The following is a 15748-nucleotide window of genomic DNA, read 5'->3' as shown; positions in this document are numbered from 1 at the left end:
AGTCGATCGGTGAAGCCTACCGACCGCGCGCGAGCGGGTTTACCGCAGTTCGCTGCCCTTCGTTTCGGGCATCCGGAGGATCACGAAGAACGCGATCGCCGCCGCGACCGCGACGTACCAGAAGAAGGCAGTGGCAGCGCCCGCCGCGGAGAGCGCGCTGAGCACGAGCGGCGCGGTCCCGCCGAACACGGCGACAGTCAGGTTGTACCAAGCGCCGATGCCGAGCCCGCGCAGTTCGGTGGGGAAGAGTTCGCTCATGATCGCCGGGGCGAGCGAGGTCATCGCGGTGTAGAGCGCGAGGCCGACGCAGAACACGATGAGCAGATTCCCGAACCCGGGCCGCACGAGGTAGGAGAGCGGCACGATCACCAGTGCCGTAGCCCCGGACCAGACCAGCAGCTGAGGCCGCCGCCCGTGCCGGTCGGCGAGTGCGCCCATCGGGTACTGGAGGACGACGAAGAGCGCGGTCGCGATGGAAAGCGCGAGAAAGGTGTCGACGTCGTTCGCGCCGCGCCCCTTGACCGCGAAGGAGGTGAGGGCGCTGAAGAAGGTGTAGTAGCAAAGCGTCGAGAGCATCGAGAACCCGATGAGCTGCCCGACCGCCCGCGGATGCTGGGTGACCGTGGTGAGCAACGGCCGCTTCACTTGCCGCGCGCTCTCCTTTTTCTCGTGGTACAGCTCGGTTTCTTCAAGACTGCGCCGCAGCCACAGCCCGACCAGCCCGAGCACGCCGCCGAGCAGGAACGGAATCCGCCAGCCGAACGAGGTGAGGTGCGCCTTGTCCATCGTGCGGGCGAGGACGAACCCGAGCACCGTCGCGATGAGCACCGCCGACCCGGTCGAGATATAGAAGAAGGAGGAATATCGCCCGCGCCGCTCCTTGGGCGCGACCTCGCCGAGGTACGCGGAAGCGTTGGACACCTCCCCGCCGAGCGAAAGCCCCTGCGCGATCCGCGCGAGCAGCAGAAGAATCGGAGCCAGCCACCCGACCTGCGCGAACGTCGGAAGCACGCCGATCGCGACCGACCCGCCCGCCATCAGCGAAATGGTGAGCAACATGGCGGGCTTGCGCCCGTGCACGTCGGCGAAGCGCCCGAGCAGCACGCCGCCGAGGGGCCGGAAGAAGAACGCGAGCGCGTAGGTGGCGAAGGTGTTGATCAGCGCGAGCGTTTCGTTGCCAGGAGGGAAGAACGCGCCGGCGAAGTAGATGCTGAAGGTCGCGTAGATCGTCCAGTCGAACCACTCGAGCGCATTGCCCGCACTGGCAGCGAACAACTTCCGCACCGGCAACCGATGCCGGGCGACGCCTTCGGTCGTAGGACCGGCCATCGGGCAACCTCCACGTCCGCACGAGTGGAACGGGACTTTGCCAGAAATGCCCGGAGATCGGTAGATCTCGCCCCATGATGGCAGTTGGTGCTTGTCCCACTGCGGTCCGTGACGCGGGAATGCTTTGGCCGCACGGGGATCATGGAGGCTCGGGTGGCGATGGGGGCGCTCAGTCCGCGCTGGCTGAGCCGGGCCGCTAGACCAGGGCTTGTCCTCGCCCGCCCGCTTCGTTCGTGGGCATGGCATCCGGTGGCCACAAGAACGGCCGCGATCAGGTGGCACGGATCGGGCGCACCGCTGAGGCAGGCGTCGCCGCAGCATCACCGATGCAGCGCTCGCGCACCGGTCCGGATCAACCCGGCAGGACTAGCCGCGCCTCGGCTGGCTCCCGCCGCAAACACGGCCTCATTCCGCACCGGTCCGCCGTACGCTCAACCCCATCTCGCCCAGGCTCCAGCTCCGCTCAAACCGATCCCGCCCGGACACGCAGGCCGAAGCGCACTTCAAGCCCATCCCGGCCGCTCGCCGATGTCTCGGCGCATCTCAAGCCCATCCCGGCCAGTCACCCAGGTTTCAGCACTCCGAGCCCATCCCGCCCAGCCGCCCAGGGCATCTCAAGCCCATCCCGCCCAGCCGCCCAGGGCATCTCAAGCCCATCCCGGCCAGCCGCCCAGGGCATCTCAAGCCGATCCGGCCCAGCCCGCGCCGCACCACACCGCACCGCGCATCAAGCAGTGGTCGCCAACGCGAACGGCAACACCCCCTCCGCCCCGGCCTTGCGCAGCAGCCGGGACGCCAGCGTCATCGTCCAACCGGTGTCGATCAGATCGTCCACCAGCAGCACCGGGCCCTGCGCCTGCGCGACACTCGCCGCCACGTCCTCCGGCAGGCTCAGCCTCCGCCACAAATCAGCCAGCCGCTGCGCGCTGTTCGCCTGCCGGGGCGGCGGCCCGGCCGAGGCCAGCTCTCCCAGGTAGTCCAGCCGCCCGATCGCCGACAAGCGCAACGCGAGGCTGTCCACCAACTGCGGCCGCGTCGCCGACGGGATCGCCACCACCGCCACCGGACGTTGCGCCCACTGCCATCCCGCGAGCACCTTCACGCAGGCGTCGAAAACCGAGTCGGGGACCTCGGTGTCCGGCGCGCCCGGGCCGAGCAGTTCGCGCAGCCGGCCGCCCCAGCCGACGTCCGTGAGCCGGCCCAGCACCTGTCCCGGCTCGGCCTGCTCCTCCGTCTTGATCCGGCCCGACAGCGGCACGTCGAGCCCTTTCATTCCGCTCGGCCACTGTTTGCGCGGCGCCACCGCGACCCCGGGCCGGTCCAGCCGTGCCCGCGTCTCGCCCGCGACTTCCTCGGACACCGCCGCGTTCCAATGCTCCCCGGTGCAGTTGTCGCACCGGCCGCACGGCACTGCCTCCGGATCGTCGAGCTGCCGCCGCAGGTACTCCATCCGGCACCCGGCCGTGCGGATGTACCCGAGCATCGCCTCCTGTTCGGCCGCCCGCGCGACGCCGACGCGTTCGTACCGTTCCCGGTCGTACTCCCACGGCTGTCCGGTGCTTTCCCAGCCGCCGCGCACCCGGCGCACCGCACCGTCCACATCGAGCACCTTCAGCACCATCTCCAGCCGCGACCGGGAAAGCTCGACCGTCGGCTCCAGCGCGGCTGTCGAAAGTGGACGGTCGGAGTACGCGAGCGCGTTGAGCACCTGCGTGACGCGCAGCTCGTCCGGGAACGCCAGCGATCCGAAGTACGCCCAGATCGCCTTGTCCTCCCGCCCGGGCAGCAGCACCACCTCGGCCCGCTCGACGCCACGGCCGGCACGGCCGACCTGCTGGTAATAGGCGATCGGCGACGAAGGCGCGCCCAGGTGCACCACGAACCCGAGGTCCGGCTTGTCGAACCCCATCCCGAGCGCCGACGTCGCCACCAGCGCCTTGACCCGGTTCTCCAGCAGGTCGTCCTCCGCGGCCTGGCGGTCGGCCGGATCGGTCTTCCCGGTGTAGGCGGACACCGGATAGCCGCGATCGGACAGCAGCGCGGCGACGTCGTGCGCGGCGGCGACGGTGAGCGTGTAGATGATGCCCGACCCCGGCAGTTCCGCCAGGTGCTCGGCGAGCCAGGCCAGCCGCGCCTCGTCGCTCGGCAGTTCGGCCACCGCCAGCCGCAGGCTTTCCCGGTCGAGCGGACCGCGCAGGACGAGCGTGTCCGTCTCGCCGCCGATGCCGAGCTGTTCGGCGACGTCCGTGGCCACCCGGTCGTTCGCGGTCGCGGTGGTGGCCAGGACCGGCACGCCCTCGGGCAGGTCGCCCAGCAGCGTGCGCAGCCGCCGGTAGTCCGGGCGGAAGTCGTGGCCCCAGTCCGAAATGCAGTGCGCCTCGTCCACCACCAGCAGGCCGGCGCTGGCGGTGAGCTTCGGCAGCACGCTGTCGCGGAAGTCCGGGTTGTTGAGCCGCTCCGGACTGACCAGCAGCACGTCCACCTCGCCCGCGGCCACCGACGCCTGGACCTGGTCCCACTCCTGCGCGTTCGCCGAGTTGATGGTGGCGGCGTGGATCCCCGCCCGCGCGGCGGCGGAGATCTGGTTGCGCATGAGGGCGAGCAGCGGCGACACGATGACCGTCGGCCCCGCTCCCTGTTCCCGCAGCAGCGCGGTGGCCAGGAAGTACACAGCCGACTTTCCCCAGCCGGTGCGCTGCACGACGAGCGCGCGCCGATGGTGCGCGACCAGTGCCTCGATGGCGGTCCACTGGTCCTCTCGGAGGGCGGCGTTGTCCCCGGCGAGCGCGCGGAGCAGGGTCTCGGCGCGGGTCCGGAGAGCTTCGGTGGTGTCCACGCCCCCCGGTCTACCCCATGCCCCCGACAATCCCGGAGCCGACCGACCCGGAACGGACAGTTTCCGGTCGGAAACGGAGAGTTATGTGACTCATGTCACAACAGTAACCTAGGTCGCAGTCGCGACGGGAAGCCCTCGCGTGCCCGCGCGTATAGGCTCACCGGCTATGTCACCACGCCGGATCGGGGTCATGGGCGGCACCTTCGACCCCGTGCACCACGGCCACCTCGTCGCGGCCAGCGAGGTCCAGTCGCGGTTCGCGCTCGACGAGGTCATCTTCGTGCCGACCGGGCAGCCCTGGCAGAAGTCCGGCCGCCGCGTCACGCGCGCCGAGGACCGCTACCTGATGACGGTCATCGCCACCGCGTCCAACCCGGTCTTCTCGGTGAGCCGGGTCGACATCGACCGCGGCGGGCAGACCTACACCGTCGACACGCTGCGCGACCTGCACGAGGAGTACCCGGACGACGAGCTGTTCTTCATCACCGGGGCCGACGCCCTCGAGCAGATCCTCACCTGGCACAAGGCCGGCGAGCTGTTCGACTTCGCGCATTTCATCGGCGTCACGCGCCCGGGCTACCGGCTCAACTCGCACCATCTGCCGAGCGGCAAGGTGAGCCTCGTCGAGGTCACCGCCATGTCCATCTCGTCCACCGGATGCCGCGAACGCGTCGAGCGCGGCGAGCCGGTCTGGTACCTCGTGCCCGACGGCGTTGTGCGCTACATCGCGAAGAAGGACCTCTACCGCAAGGACGCCGAGGCCTGACCGGGTACCCTCGTCCGGGCATACCCCGAATCTGAAGGAGCACTGTGGCAGCGACGTCCGAGGCACGGGACCTGGCGGTGGCGGCCGCGCACGCGGCGGCCGACAAGCTGGCCAGCGACGTGGTCGTCCTGGACGTGTCCGAGCAGCTCGTGATCACCGACGCGTTCGTGATCGCGTCCGCGGCCAACGAGCGGCAGGTCGGCGCGATCGTCGACAACGTGGAGGAGAAGCTCCGCATCGAGGGGCACAAGCCGGTCCGGCGCGAAGGCGCCCGCGAGGGCCGCTGGGTGCTGCTCGACTACGTCGACGTCGTCGTGCACGTCCAGCACGCGGACGAGCGCTCGTTCTACGGCCTCGAGCGGCTGTGGAAGGACTGCCCGCGGATCGAGGTCGAAGGGCTCGCGACGGTCCCCGCCAACGACACCAACGACGCGGACGGTCCGGAGGCGTGAGCCCGCGGCGGCTGCTGCTCTGGCGGCACGGCGAGACGGACTACAACGCCGCCGGCCGCATGCAGGGACACCTCGATTCGGCGCTGACCCCGGTCGGCTGGAACCAGGCCCGCTTCGCCGTGCCCGCGCTCGCGCGGTTCGCTCCGGAGCTCGTCATCGCGTCCGATCTGCGCCGCGCCACCGACACGGCGACGGTGCTCACCGAGGCGATCGGCGTGCCGCTGCAGATCGACAAGCGGCTGCGCGAGACGCACCTCGGCGAGTGGCAGGGACTGACCGGAGCCCAGGTCGACGAGGGCTATCCCGGCGACCGCCAGCTGTGGCGCACCAACGCCGCGTGGGCCCCGCCCGGCGGCGAATCCCGGGTCGAGGTCGCCGAACGCGCCGCCGAGGTGGTCAACGACCTGATGCAGCCGAACTCCGACGCCGAGGAATCGGTCCTGCTCGCCTCGCACGGCGGCCTGATCCTGGCGCTCACCGCGAAGCTGCTCGGCCTTCCGGTCGAGGTGTGGCCGTCGCTCGGCGGGATCATGAACTGCCACTGGGTCGAACTCGGCCACCGCGAGGGGAAGTGGCGGTTGCACGCGTACAACGCGGGCATCACCGGCTGACCCGATGAGCCCGCAGCTGCTCGTCTTCGGCGATTCACTCTGTTTCCACGGCCCCGAGGGCCCTTGCGCGGCCGACGATCCGCGCCTGTGGCCCAACGTCGCGGCGAACGCGTTGTCCGGACAGGCCGATCTCGTCGCCGGCATCGGCTGGACCGCGCGCGACCTGTGGTGGTCGCTTACCGGCGACCCGCGCGTGTGGGCGGACCTGCGTCGCGTCGACGCTGTCGTGCTCGCCGTCGGTCACATGGACACACTGCCGTCGCCTCTGCCGACGTACTTGCGTCAGGGGCTTCGCTACCTTCGCCCCGACGGCGTGCGTCGCGTTGTACGCGGTGCCTATCTCGCTGCGCAGCCACGGCTGTCTGTCGTGATGCGCGGACGTCCTCGCGTGCTTCCTGCGCGGCTGAGCGTGAGCTACCTGGACCAGTCCGTCGAAGCGTTGCGCGCGCTACGCCCTGAGTTGCCTGTGTTCGGGATGCTGCCTTCGGTGCACCGCGCTGATGCGTACGGACGCGTGCACACGGGACGCGCCGAAGCAGCCGCTGCGCTCGCTTCGTGGGCCGCGCGACGCGAAGTGCCGTTGCTCGACACGCCCGGCGTGGTTGGCGAACATGTCTTGAGCGGCGCGGGAAATCCCGACGGCATGCACTGGGGATGGGCGGGGCACGAAGCCGTCGGCACTGCGATGGCGAAGCTCGTTGCCCCGCACCTCGGCTCTGGCAACGTAGGCTGACGGCGTGTCGGTCGCCGTGGTCACGGACTCCACCGCGCACCTGCCCGAAGGCTTCGCCGAGCGGCACTCGGTGCGGGTGGTGCCTCTGCACGTCTTGGTGGAAGGCGTGTGCTCGCTCGACGGCGTCGAAATGGGTCCCGCCGCGCTCGCGGAAGCGCTGGGGGAGCGCAAGATCGTCACGACTTCCCGGCCCACTCCGGCCGAGTTCGCCACCGAATTCCGGGCCGCGCTCGACGCTGGCGCGGACGCGGTCGTGTCGGTGCACCTGTCGAGAGAGCTGTCCGGCACCTGGGAAGCCGCCGTTCTGGCAGCGGAAGAAGTCGGCTCGGACCGGGTCCGCGTTGTCGATTCCCGCACCACAGCGATGGGTTTGGGCTTTGCCGCCCTGCACGCCGCGGATGCCGCCGCTTCCGGAGCCAGCCCCGCGGAAGTCGAAGCGGTCGCAACGGAAGCGGCCGACCGGTCGTCGACGTTGTTCGTGGTCGAGACATTGGAACACCTGCGCCGTGGCGGCCGGATCGGTTCGGCCGCGGCGTTGCTCGGCACCGCGCTGGCGGTGAAACCGGTGCTGCACATGTCCGACGGCCGGATCTTGCCGCTGGAGAAAGTGCGCACAATGAACCGCGCGATCGGGCGTTTGGTCGAGTTGTCCGTGCAGGCGGCGGGCACCGGGCCGGTCGAGCTGGCGGTGCATCATCTTGCTTCGCCGGAACGAGCTGTCGAACTGGCGAACCGGCTGGAGGAAGCGATTCCGGGCTGCGCCGGGGGATGCGTGGTGTCGGAGATCGGCGCGGTCATCGGCGCGCACACCGGTCCTGGCGTGCTCGGCGTGGTCGTGCAGCGCGCCTAGCCGAGTTCCTGGTTGCCGAATCGCGCGAGCAGGTGCCAGACGCGTTTGAGGGATTGTTCGTCTTGGCCGGTGGCTTTCCCGAGGACGCGCGGGTTGAGTTGCCCGTCCTCGGCGAGTTCGGCGCCCAGTGCGGTGAATTCCGGCCCGCGGTAATCGGAATGCCGGAGCAGTTCTCCGGTGTCGATCCGGAACCCGTCATGCCATTCGACGGTGCCCAGTTTTCGAGCCGCCGCCTCGATTTCGGTTCCTTGGTAGGACGGATCGAGAACCAGTGCCTCGACGTCCCGCGCCAGGTCCACCTCGCCATGCACCTGCGCCTCGATGTAGTCGTCCAGCAAATCTTGGTCGTCAGCCTCGGCAATCGCGACGAGCTCGGACAAGCGCGCCTCGACGCCGAATGAGGTCGGCTCGAAGACGCTGTCGGGATAAGCGAAAGTCGTCCGGGGCATTGTGTGCCGCGCGAGCCGCAGATACGCCGAGCCGAACCGCGGCGAGCCGCCTGTCTTCCGGCCGCGAAAATTCAGCGACCCGTATTTCGGCCGGTGCGCGGCCGCGACGTCGTCGTAAGCGCCAGCGAACAACCGGCTTTCCCAACGCCAGCGGTCTCCACCCGGATGCGCGGTCAGCCCGCCGTTGCTGACGCCGGTCTCGAACTGCGAGCGGTAGCGGCCGTCGCGCGCCAGGCTTTCCAGGATCGGCACCCCGTCGACCAGCCGGTCTGGGTGGAAATGCAGCGTGACCCGCCACGACGGATCCGCCGGGCCGCCAGTCGCCAACCCGGCCAAGTGGGCGACCGCGCGTTCCCAGGGTTCCGCGCGAATCATGGCCAAGCCATCGTGATCGTGCGCTCGAAGTTGACATACCCGGCGCGCCGGAACGCGTTCGCCATCGGGATGTTGCCGAGGTCCGTCGCCGCTCGGATGCGAGAAACGTCTTGGGCGGCAAGGATTCGAGTGCCCTCGGCGAGAATGTCGTCGATGTAGCCGTTGCCGCGATGTTCGGGCAGGACGGCGAGATACCCGATGACGGGGTTGTAGTTGTTGCGCGCGGGCGTGACGAACCCGACCGGCGTGCCGTCGGGCAGCGTGGCGACCCGCCACCAGTCCCGTGGGCTGCGGTAATGCGCCAGCTCGTCCTCGTAATGCCGGAGCGCCGCCTCCCGAGCGGACATCCGGGTCAGGTCGTCGCGGCTGTGGGCGTCGAGCGTCCCGTCCAGGACGCGGGTCATCAGTTCGAGGATTTCGTCCACGTCGCGGATCGGACGGAAGAGCAGCCGGTTCCGCGGCGGCGCGACCGCAGTCCCGGGTCGCCATTCGAAGCGCAGCCGCTCGGCGAGCAGCTGGGCACCGACCTGTTCGAGCGCGGTCATCCGGTCTTCGACCACGCTTCGGGCTGCGGCTTCGTCGCGCCACTCTGCGGGGATCATCCGGTTGTAGGTCGGCGGCCTGGTGCCCGGAGGCAGGATCTCCGCCATCGCGGTTCGCACCAGCCGCGCTCCGACGGCCGCGTCCTCAACATCGAAAACGTCCAGCAGAAACGGGACCGGCTCCTCGGCACGACCCCACCACGCGGCCCTGGCGACGAGTTCGCCACCGCGAAGCGCGACCCACATCCAGCCGGGCCTGCGGCGACCGGCGGCGAGGTCGTCGGCCAATTCGTGGTCAAGGGCGTAGGTGAGCTGGCAGAAAAGATCGAGTTCTTCCGGCCCGGTGATCGGGCGCAAGGTCAGGTCGGTGTGATTCACAGCTGCGGCATGCTCCCGTTCGACGGCTGACTGCCAGGTCTAGCGGATGACAGCGGCAGGTGCGAACGCTTTTCGACCCCCGGTGCTTTCGGCCAAACCCGCCAGTATGACCGCGTACTCCGACAAATTTCGGCGCGTCTCCGGCTGTGACAGCCGAGTTGTCCCCAAGGGGCGGGTTGTCCACAGATCGCGCGGAAGCCTCTCGCCGCCGAGCCGGCCGACGCCTAGCGTCGATCGTGTGTTCGAGCAGTCCGCCCGGGATCCGGGTACTCCCGTCAACGTCAGGCTCACCTGGCTCGCCGACCAGCTGGCCGTGGTCCCGCACACCGCCGGACCCGGCGACCGTCCGGCACGCCGCTGGCTGCCCCTCGGCCGTGCGGGCCGGTCAGCGCGCGGACGGTTGTCGGCAAGTGCAGACAGTCAGCTGTCCGTAAGTACGGAGCTGCCTGGCGTGCGCGGAGGATTGAAGCGCCCTGCCGACAGTCCCCTGCTGGCAGGTACGGACCACGCTGCACCTGACTCGATGCCGCACTCTCGAGCAAAGGGCCTGAAAGCCCGGCTGTCTGCAGTTGCTAACAGTTCACCGTTGCTGGACGGCCAGTCGGCGGCTGAGACGGGCTCCCAGCGTCTCTCACGGCCCACGGATCCCCGCGCCGGACTGTCTGCATTTGCCGACAACCCGTCGCCACCGGAAAGCTCGCTGCCCGGCGGCAAACTCGTCCGCAGCTGGCTGCCGGAACACACCGAACAGCGGTGGACCCGCCGCTGGCTCCCTGGCGCAACGGGCCTGCCGGGGCTCCTGGGCCGCCGAGGAATGATCTTCGCCCTGGCCTTGCTGGCGGCCACCGCCGTCATCGCCGGTGGCCTGGCGATTTTCGGCCGCTCGCCCGCAGCCGAAATCGCCCCGCAGCTCCCGACTGCCCGTGCGCAGGCACCGCATGCGTCGAAGACCAACGAGAACCTGGTGATCAGCGTCGTCGGCCAGGTGCGATCCCCAGGACTCGTCACGGTTCCATCGGGTTCCCGCGTCGCCGACGCCCTCCGCGCCGCCGGTGGTGCAAACCCGGGCGTCGACCTGACCGCGCTGAACCTCGCCCGCAAACTCACCGACGGCGAACAGGTGGCGGTAGGCGTCCCCGCCGCCCAGGCGGCACCAGCCGGTTCAGCCGCTGCAGCCAGCAAGATCGACCTGAACTCCGCGACCGCCGAACAACTCGACAGCCTCCCCGGCGTCGGCGAGGTCACCGCCCGGCGCATCACCGACTGGCGCACTCAGCACGGCGGTTTCTCGAGCGTCGAACAACTTCGCGACGTCGACGGCATCGGCGAAAGCAAATTCCAGAAGCTCCGCGAGCAGGTGACCGTGGGATGAAACTGGAAACCGAGGAAAAGCCGCGGCGTGACCACGATTTCCGCCTCGTTCCCGCTGCTGTCGCCGGATGGGCGGCCACCCTTGCCGGACTGCAACTCGGCTGGTGGGCCGCGACCGCAGTCGGAGCCGTAGCGGTCATCGGCGCGGTGGTGCTTCTAGCGCGAGGCCGTTCCCGATACGTAGGCGTCGGGGGAGCGTTGTTGCTAGTGGGGCTCATTGCCGCAGTGCCAACGGCCCTTCGCATTCACGACGCGGCATCCGACCCGCTGGGAGCCGCTGCTGCCCGTGGTGTCACTGCGACGCTGCGGGTCGAGATCAGCGAGCGCCCACGGCCGATCCACCAAGCTGGCTACGCCGATCAGCAGGCGGGCACCCGGTCAGTCGCGATCCCCGCCCGCGTCACCACGGCCACAGCGGACGGTCAGCCAGTCGAATCGACCGGCCGGGTTCTGTTGCTGGCACCGGTCGCGGGATGGAGCGGTCTGCTGCCAGGCCAGGAAGCGACGACGTCCGGTCGGCTCCTGCCCGCGCGCGGCGGCGAGCTGACCGCCGCAGTGCTCTCCGTCCGTGCCGCACCAGCCGACGTCGGGTCGGCCCCGTGGTGGCAGCGCGCCGCCGCGGCCCTGCGCAACAGCTTGCATTCGCTGTGCGCGGTCCTGCCGGAGGAACCAGCGGGGCTGCTGCCCGGACTGGTGCTCGGTGACACGAGCGCGCTGCCGCAGCGGGTCGAGAGTGAGTTCACTGCCTCGGGGCTCACCCATCTGATGGCGGTGAGCGGCGGAAATCTCGTCATCATCGGCGGAGCGGTCCTGCTCCTGTGCCGATTGGTTCGAGCGGGACCAAGGTTTTCCGCAGCAGCGGCGGGCACCTGTCTGGCAGGATTTCTCGTCCTCGTGGGTCCTGAACCAAGTGTGGTGCGGGCAGGCGTCATGGGCGGCATCGGGTTGCTCGCGCTGGCCCTCGGACGACGCGGTTCAGCGCTGCCCGCACTGGCCTTCGCGGTGTGCGTCCTGGTGGCGTGGGATCCGACGATGGCGGCGAATTTCGGCTTCGCGCTCTCAGTTCTCGCGACGGCAGGGCTGGTTCTGCTCGCGCCGCGCTGGGCGGATTCGTTGGTACGAAGGGGAGTTCCGCCCGGTTACGCCGAAGGCCTCGCTGTCCCGCTGGCCGCGTTCGTGGTCACCGCACCAGTCATCGCCGGGATGGCGGGCACGGTCAGCCTGGTCTCAGTCGTCACCAATGTCCTTGCGGCACCAGTGGTCGCGCCGGTCACCGTGCTGGGCGTGCTCGCGACAGTCGTCGGGCCGTGGTGGCCAGGTGCCGGGCAGGTGCTGGTCCACCTGGCGGACCCGGAGGCCCGGTGGCTGATCACCGTCGCTCGGCACGGCGCGAGGGCACCCGGTGCGGCGCTGTCCTGGCCTGGCGGCTGGTGGGGCGGATTGTGCGCGGCGGCCCTGCTGGTCGTAGTGGTGGTAGCGGCAAGATTTCGCCGGCTCCGGCTGCTGGTGGCGATCGGGCTGGTCGTCGTGCTGCTGACGGTCGTGCCAGCCAAAGTGCTGGCTCCCGGCTGGCCGCCGGACGGCTGGGCGATGGTGGAATGCGATGTCGGACAAGGAGATGCGGTAGTTCTGGCGATGGCCGAGCCGGGTCGTGCCGTGGTCGTCGACACCGGGCCGGAGCCGGGGCCGGTCGACGAATGCCTGCGGAGGCTGGGCGTCGAACGGGTGCCGCTGCTCGTGCTGAGCCACCTGCACGCGGACCACATCGGCGGTCTCGCCTCGGTATTCGACGGACGGGCAGTCGGCGCGATCGCGGTAGGGCCCGGACGTGCCCCTGCGTGGGCGTGGCAGTCGGTTTCCGGCGAAGCGCGGCGTCGTGGCGTGCCGCTAATGCAGTTGAGCGAGGGACAACGGCTGGAGTGGCCGGGATTGTCGCTGGACGTACTGGGTCCGCGCTACGCCACTACTCGGTCACCCGCGCTGCAGGACGGCACGATGATCAACAACAGTTCGGTGGTCCTGCGCGCGGACACCTCGGCTGGCCGGGTTTTGCTGACCGGAGACGTGGAGCTGGCCGCGCAAGCGGATCTGCTCGCCGAGGGCGTCGACCTGCGGGCCGACGTGTTGAAGGTGCCGCACCACGGCTCGAGGTATTCGCTGCCGCAGTTCCTCGCGGCGGTGCGGCCGCGCACGGCGCTGATCAGTGTCGGCGCGGGCAACGGGTACGGACATCCGAGCAAGTCCACAGTGGACGTTCTCGGGACGATGGGAGTACTAGTCACCCGGACCGATGTCGACGGCGACACCGCTGTTCTGCCCGCGGGGAGCGGACCGGCGGTCGCGCGCCGGGGTGAGCCCCGGGGTCCGCCGCGGTAGTGCGGCGGACCCCGGGCCGGTGCGTCAGTAGCCGAGCGCCTTGGCGACGGCCGCGGCGGACGGCGGCACGGTGGCCTTCGGGCCGATGTGGTTCTCGACCGCGTCGAGGGTCTTGAGGCCGTCGCCGGTGATGAGGAGGACGGTTTCGGCGTCCGGGTCGAGCTTGCCGGTTTCGACGAGCTTCTTCGCGGTCGCCACGGTGACGCCGCCCGCGGTCTCGGTGAAGATGCCTTCGGTGCGCGCGAGCAGCCGGATGCCTTCCACGACCTCTTCGTCGGTGACGTCCTCGATCGCGCCGCCGGTGCGGTTGACCACGTCGAGCACGTACGGGCCGTCGGCCGGGTTGCCGATCGCGAGCGAGCGGGCGATGGTGTCCGGCTTCACCGGCTGGACCACGTCGTGGCCGTTGCGGTACGCGGTGGAGACCGGCGAGCAGCCGGTGGCCTGTGCGCCGAACACCTTGTACGGGCTGGCGTCCACGAGACCGAGCTGGCCCAGCTCGCGGAAACCCTTGTCCACCTTGGTGAGCTGGGAACCGGAGGCGATCGGCACGACGATCTGCTCGGGGATCCGCCAGCCGAGCTGCTCGGCGATCTCGTAGGCGAGCGTCTTCGAGCCCTCGGAGTAGTACGGGCGGACGTTGACGTTCACGAACGCCCACTTCGGGTGCTCGCCGGCCAGTTCGGTGGCGAGCCGGTTGACGTCGTCGTAGTTGCCGTCGACGGCGATCAGGTCGCCGTCGTAGACCGCGGTGGTGAGGATCTTCGCGCGCTCGAGGTTCTTCGGGATCAGCACGACCGACCGCCAGCCGGCGCGGGCCGCCGCGGCGGCGGTCGCGTTGGCCAGGTTGCCGGTCGAGGGACACGCGAGGACCTCGAAGCCGAACTCGCGGGCCGCGGCCAGCGCGACGGCGACCACGCGGTCCTTGAACGAGTGCGTCGGGTTGCCGGTGTCGTCCTTGACCCACACGCTCTTGAGGCCGAGCTCCTTCGCGAGCCGGTCGGCGCGCACGAGCCGGGTACAGCCGGGTTCGGTGTTCGGAGTCTCCTCGACGGTCGAGGGGACGGGAAGGAGTTTCTTGTAACGCCAGATGTTGCGCGGGCCCGCTTCGATGTCCTCGCGGCGGACGCGGCCGAAGTCGTAGGCGACCTCGAGCGGCGAGAAGTCTTCGGCGGAGACGAATTCCGGAGCGAGCGGCTGCCGGTGCCCTTCTTCCTTCGACACCAGTTCGACGGCCGGACCGAGGTCGATCGTCTTGTTGGCGGAGGTGGCGCTGAGGGCTGCAGTCATCGCGAGGTTCCTTTCCTCATCTGCCCCGCCGAAGCGGGCCGGAATTGGCACCGTGGTCGTCAGCTATCCCGCGATCGCGGGATGACAGGCTGTACGCCGGTTGCCGGGGCTTCGTCGGGCCGTTCCCTCTGCCCCTCTGGATGAGCGGTATTCGATTGTCGGAGCGCCGGTGGGCGCGTCCTCGGCTACACCGTACGACATCCCGATCAGCTCGTGCCATGGAGGCGGCTCACATCACCGGGGCGGACGGTCCGGCAGCCGGGTGAGAAGATAGCGAGGTGACCACCGCACCCGCGCCGCTGCACCTCGTCACGGGCGAGGAAGAACTGCTCATCGAACGGGCTGTGCGAGCGTCCCTCGACGCGGCCAAGGCCGCGGACCCCACGGCGGATCTCACGCGGACGCGGGTGTCCGATCTCACACCGCCCGTGCTGGCTGAGCTGGTCAGCCCGTCCTTGTTCGCCGAGGGGCGCGTGATCGTGCTGGAGTCGGCGCAGGACATCTCGCAGGAGCTGTCCGACGCGGTCCTGGCCTACGTGAAGGCGCCGGCCGACGGCATCGTCCTCGTGGTCGTGCACAGCGGCGGCGGGCGGAGCAAGGCCGCGAAGGCGCTGCCTGGCGCGTTGAAAAAAGCGGGCGCGGAGATCACCGAATGCCCGAAGCTCACCAAGCCGGCCGAGCGCGAGGCGTTCGTCCGCAACGAGGTGCGCCGCGCGGGCGGCAAGATCGACGGCGCGGGCCTGATGGCACTGCTCGACTCGGTCGGCTCGGACCTGCGCGAACTGTCCTCGGCGGCGACGCAGCTGGTCGCCGACACCGGGGGAGTCATCGACGAGCAGGCGGTCCGCCGCTACCACACTGGACGCGCCGACGTGACTGGCTTCGCGGTCGCGGAGAAGGCCGTCGCGGGCGACCGGGCGGCCGCGATGGAGTCGCTGCAGTGGGCGATGCAGCTGGGCGTTCCGCACGTCCTGGTGGCGGACGCGCTGGCCGACGCGGTCCGCACGATCGCTCGCGTGTCCGCCGCCGGCCGCGGCAACCCGAACCAGATGGCGGGCGAACTGGGCATGCCGCCGTGGAAGATCCGCAAGGCCCAAGGCCAGTCCCGCGGCTGGGGCCAGGACGGCCTCGCGACCGCGATGCGCGTCGTGGCGCGGCTGAACGCCGAGGTCAAGGGCGCGGCGGCCGATGCGAACTACGCCCTGCAGCGCGCGGTCCTCGAGGTGGTCGCGGCCAAGGGAGATCGCTGACGCTCAGGGGACAGGCGGCCCTTATCGGCTGCCGCGCTCTCGCGATGGGGCACACCCCGCCGTCTGAGGGGGCGCGATCACCGGGCCCAGACCGACCTCAGGACACGGAAAAGGCCCGGCAGCCGAAGCCGCCGGGCCTT

General features: G+C 70.0%; 13 protein-coding genes and 1 riboswitch. Of the genes, 8 read left to right on the top strand and 5 right to left on the bottom strand.

Going from position 1 to position 15748, the window contains the following annotated elements:
• Positions 1-39: 39 nt before the first annotated feature.
• Together ACFORO_RS32360 and ACFORO_RS32355 are read right to left on the bottom strand one after the other, a co-directional pair.
• Positions 40-1329 (bottom strand): MFS transporter, encoded by a 1290-nt coding sequence (locus tag ACFORO_RS32360; RefSeq protein WP_344283792.1) that lies wholly within the window; start codon positions 1327-1329, stop codon positions 40-42.
• A 727-nt stretch (positions 1330-2056) separates the two neighbouring features.
• Entirely contained in the window at positions 2057-4165 is a 2109-nt protein-coding gene (locus tag ACFORO_RS32355; RefSeq protein WP_377873421.1) for a RecQ family ATP-dependent DNA helicase, read from the bottom strand.
• A 166-nt stretch (positions 4166-4331) separates the two neighbouring features.
• Here ACFORO_RS32355 and nadD point away from each other — a divergent pair, with 166 nt between their 5' ends.
• Genes nadD through ACFORO_RS32330 form a run of 5 tightly spaced genes read left to right on the top strand, consistent with a single transcriptional unit; the run spans position 4332 to position 7577 of the window.
• Positions 4332-4931 carry a nicotinate-nucleotide adenylyltransferase gene (gene nadD, locus ACFORO_RS32350; protein WP_344283797.1) on the top strand — a complete coding sequence of 200 codons (600 nt, stop codon included), beginning with the start codon at positions 4332-4334 and terminating at the stop codon, positions 4929-4931.
• A 44-nt stretch (positions 4932-4975) separates the two neighbouring features.
• Positions 4976-5383 (top strand): ribosome silencing factor, encoded by a 408-nt coding sequence (gene rsfS / locus ACFORO_RS32345; protein ID WP_377873420.1) that lies wholly within the window; start codon positions 4976-4978, stop codon positions 5381-5383.
• Complete coding sequence (locus ACFORO_RS32340) at positions 5380-5994, top strand: histidine phosphatase family protein (RefSeq protein ID WP_377873419.1); 615 nt, start codon at positions 5380-5382, stop codon at positions 5992-5994. Before rsfS ends, ACFORO_RS32340 begins: the two co-directional genes overlap by 4 nt.
• 4 nt (positions 5995-5998) lie before the next feature.
• Positions 5999-6727 carry a diglucosylglycerate octanoyltransferase gene (gene octT / locus ACFORO_RS32335; RefSeq protein WP_116200457.1) on the top strand — a complete coding sequence of 243 codons (729 nt, stop codon included), beginning with the start codon at positions 5999-6001 and terminating at the stop codon, positions 6725-6727.
• Between the two features lie 4 nt (positions 6728-6731).
• A complete protein-coding gene (locus ACFORO_RS32330) occupies positions 6732-7577 on the top strand; it encodes a DegV family protein (RefSeq protein ID WP_354736790.1) in 846 nt (281 codons plus the stop codon).
• Here the strand turns inward: ACFORO_RS32330 and ACFORO_RS32325 are convergent.
• Together ACFORO_RS32325 and ACFORO_RS32320 are read right to left on the bottom strand one after the other, a co-directional pair.
• The gene (locus ACFORO_RS32325; protein ID WP_377873418.1) at positions 7574-8401 is read right to left on the bottom strand and encodes a DUF3626 domain-containing protein; all 828 of its coding nucleotides are present in this window, start codon (positions 8399-8401) and stop codon (positions 7574-7576) included. The genes ACFORO_RS32330 and ACFORO_RS32325 overlap by 4 nt on opposite strands.
• On the bottom strand, positions 8398-9321 hold the full coding sequence (locus ACFORO_RS32320) for a GNAT family N-acetyltransferase (RefSeq protein WP_377873417.1): 924 nt from the start codon (positions 9319-9321) through the stop codon (positions 8398-8400). The genes ACFORO_RS32325 and ACFORO_RS32320 overlap by 4 nt, the downstream gene beginning before the upstream one ends.
• Positions 9322-10135: 814 nt before the next feature.
• On the opposite strand from ACFORO_RS32320, the gene ACFORO_RS32315 reads away from it, so the two are divergent.
• The gene (locus ACFORO_RS32315; protein ID WP_377873416.1) at positions 10136-10693 is read left to right on the top strand and encodes a helix-hairpin-helix domain-containing protein; all 558 of its coding nucleotides are present in this window, start codon (positions 10136-10138) and stop codon (positions 10691-10693) included.
• On the top strand, positions 10690-13068 hold the full coding sequence (locus ACFORO_RS32310) for a ComEC/Rec2 family competence protein (protein WP_377873415.1): 2379 nt from the start codon (positions 10690-10692) through the stop codon (positions 13066-13068). The genes ACFORO_RS32315 and ACFORO_RS32310 overlap by 4 nt, the downstream gene beginning before the upstream one ends.
• A gap of 24 nt (positions 13069-13092) precedes the next feature.
• Here the strand turns inward: ACFORO_RS32310 and thrC are convergent, their stop codons facing one another.
• Positions 13093-14358: a threonine synthase gene (thrC, locus tag ACFORO_RS32305; RefSeq protein WP_377873414.1), complete on the bottom strand. Its 1266-nt coding sequence runs from the start codon at positions 14356-14358 to the stop codon at positions 13093-13095.
• 13 nt (positions 14359-14371) lie between these two features.
• Positions 14372-14505: riboswitch (SAM riboswitch) on the bottom strand.
• 131 nt (positions 14506-14636) lie between these two features.
• Here thrC and holA point away from each other — a divergent pair.
• Positions 14637-15608, top strand: coding sequence for a DNA polymerase III subunit delta (holA, locus tag ACFORO_RS32300; protein ID WP_354736798.1), 972 nt, complete (start codon positions 14637-14639; stop codon positions 15606-15608).
• The last annotated feature ends 140 nt before the right edge of the window (positions 15609-15748 follow it).

The organism is Amycolatopsis halotolerans, from assembly GCF_042647905.1.
In the GTDB taxonomy this organism is placed as follows: Bacteria; Actinomycetota; Actinomycetes; order Mycobacteriales; family Pseudonocardiaceae; genus Amycolatopsis; species Amycolatopsis halotolerans.
The sequence above is the reverse complement of the archived record's forward strand: the minus strand, read 5'-3'. Positions and strand labels throughout refer to the sequence as shown.

What these genes read in the sequence shown, in the direction of transcription:
- ACFORO_RS32310 (WP_377873415.1), top strand. Translation starts at nt 10,690, where the DNA reads ATGAAACTGGAAACCGAGGAAAAGCCGCGGCGTGACCACGATTTCCGC.
- thrC (WP_377873414.1), bottom strand. Translation starts at nt 14,358, where the DNA reads ATGACTGCAGCCCTCAGCGCCACCTCCGCCAACAAGACGATCGACCTC.
- octT (WP_116200457.1), top strand. Translation starts at nt 5,999, where the DNA reads ATGAGCCCGCAGCTGCTCGTCTTCGGCGATTCACTCTGTTTCCACGGC.
- nadD (WP_344283797.1), top strand. Translation starts at nt 4,332, where the DNA reads ATGTCACCACGCCGGATCGGGGTCATGGGCGGCACCTTCGACCCCGTG.
- ACFORO_RS32315 (WP_377873416.1), top strand. Translation starts at nt 10,136, where the DNA reads ATGATCTTCGCCCTGGCCTTGCTGGCGGCCACCGCCGTCATCGCCGGT.
- ACFORO_RS32360 (WP_344283792.1), bottom strand. Translation starts at nt 1,329, where the DNA reads ATGGCCGGTCCTACGACCGAAGGCGTCGCCCGGCATCGGTTGCCGGTG.
- ACFORO_RS32325 (WP_377873418.1), bottom strand. Translation starts at nt 8,401, where the DNA reads ATGATTCGCGCGGAACCCTGGGAACGCGCGGTCGCCCACTTGGCCGGG.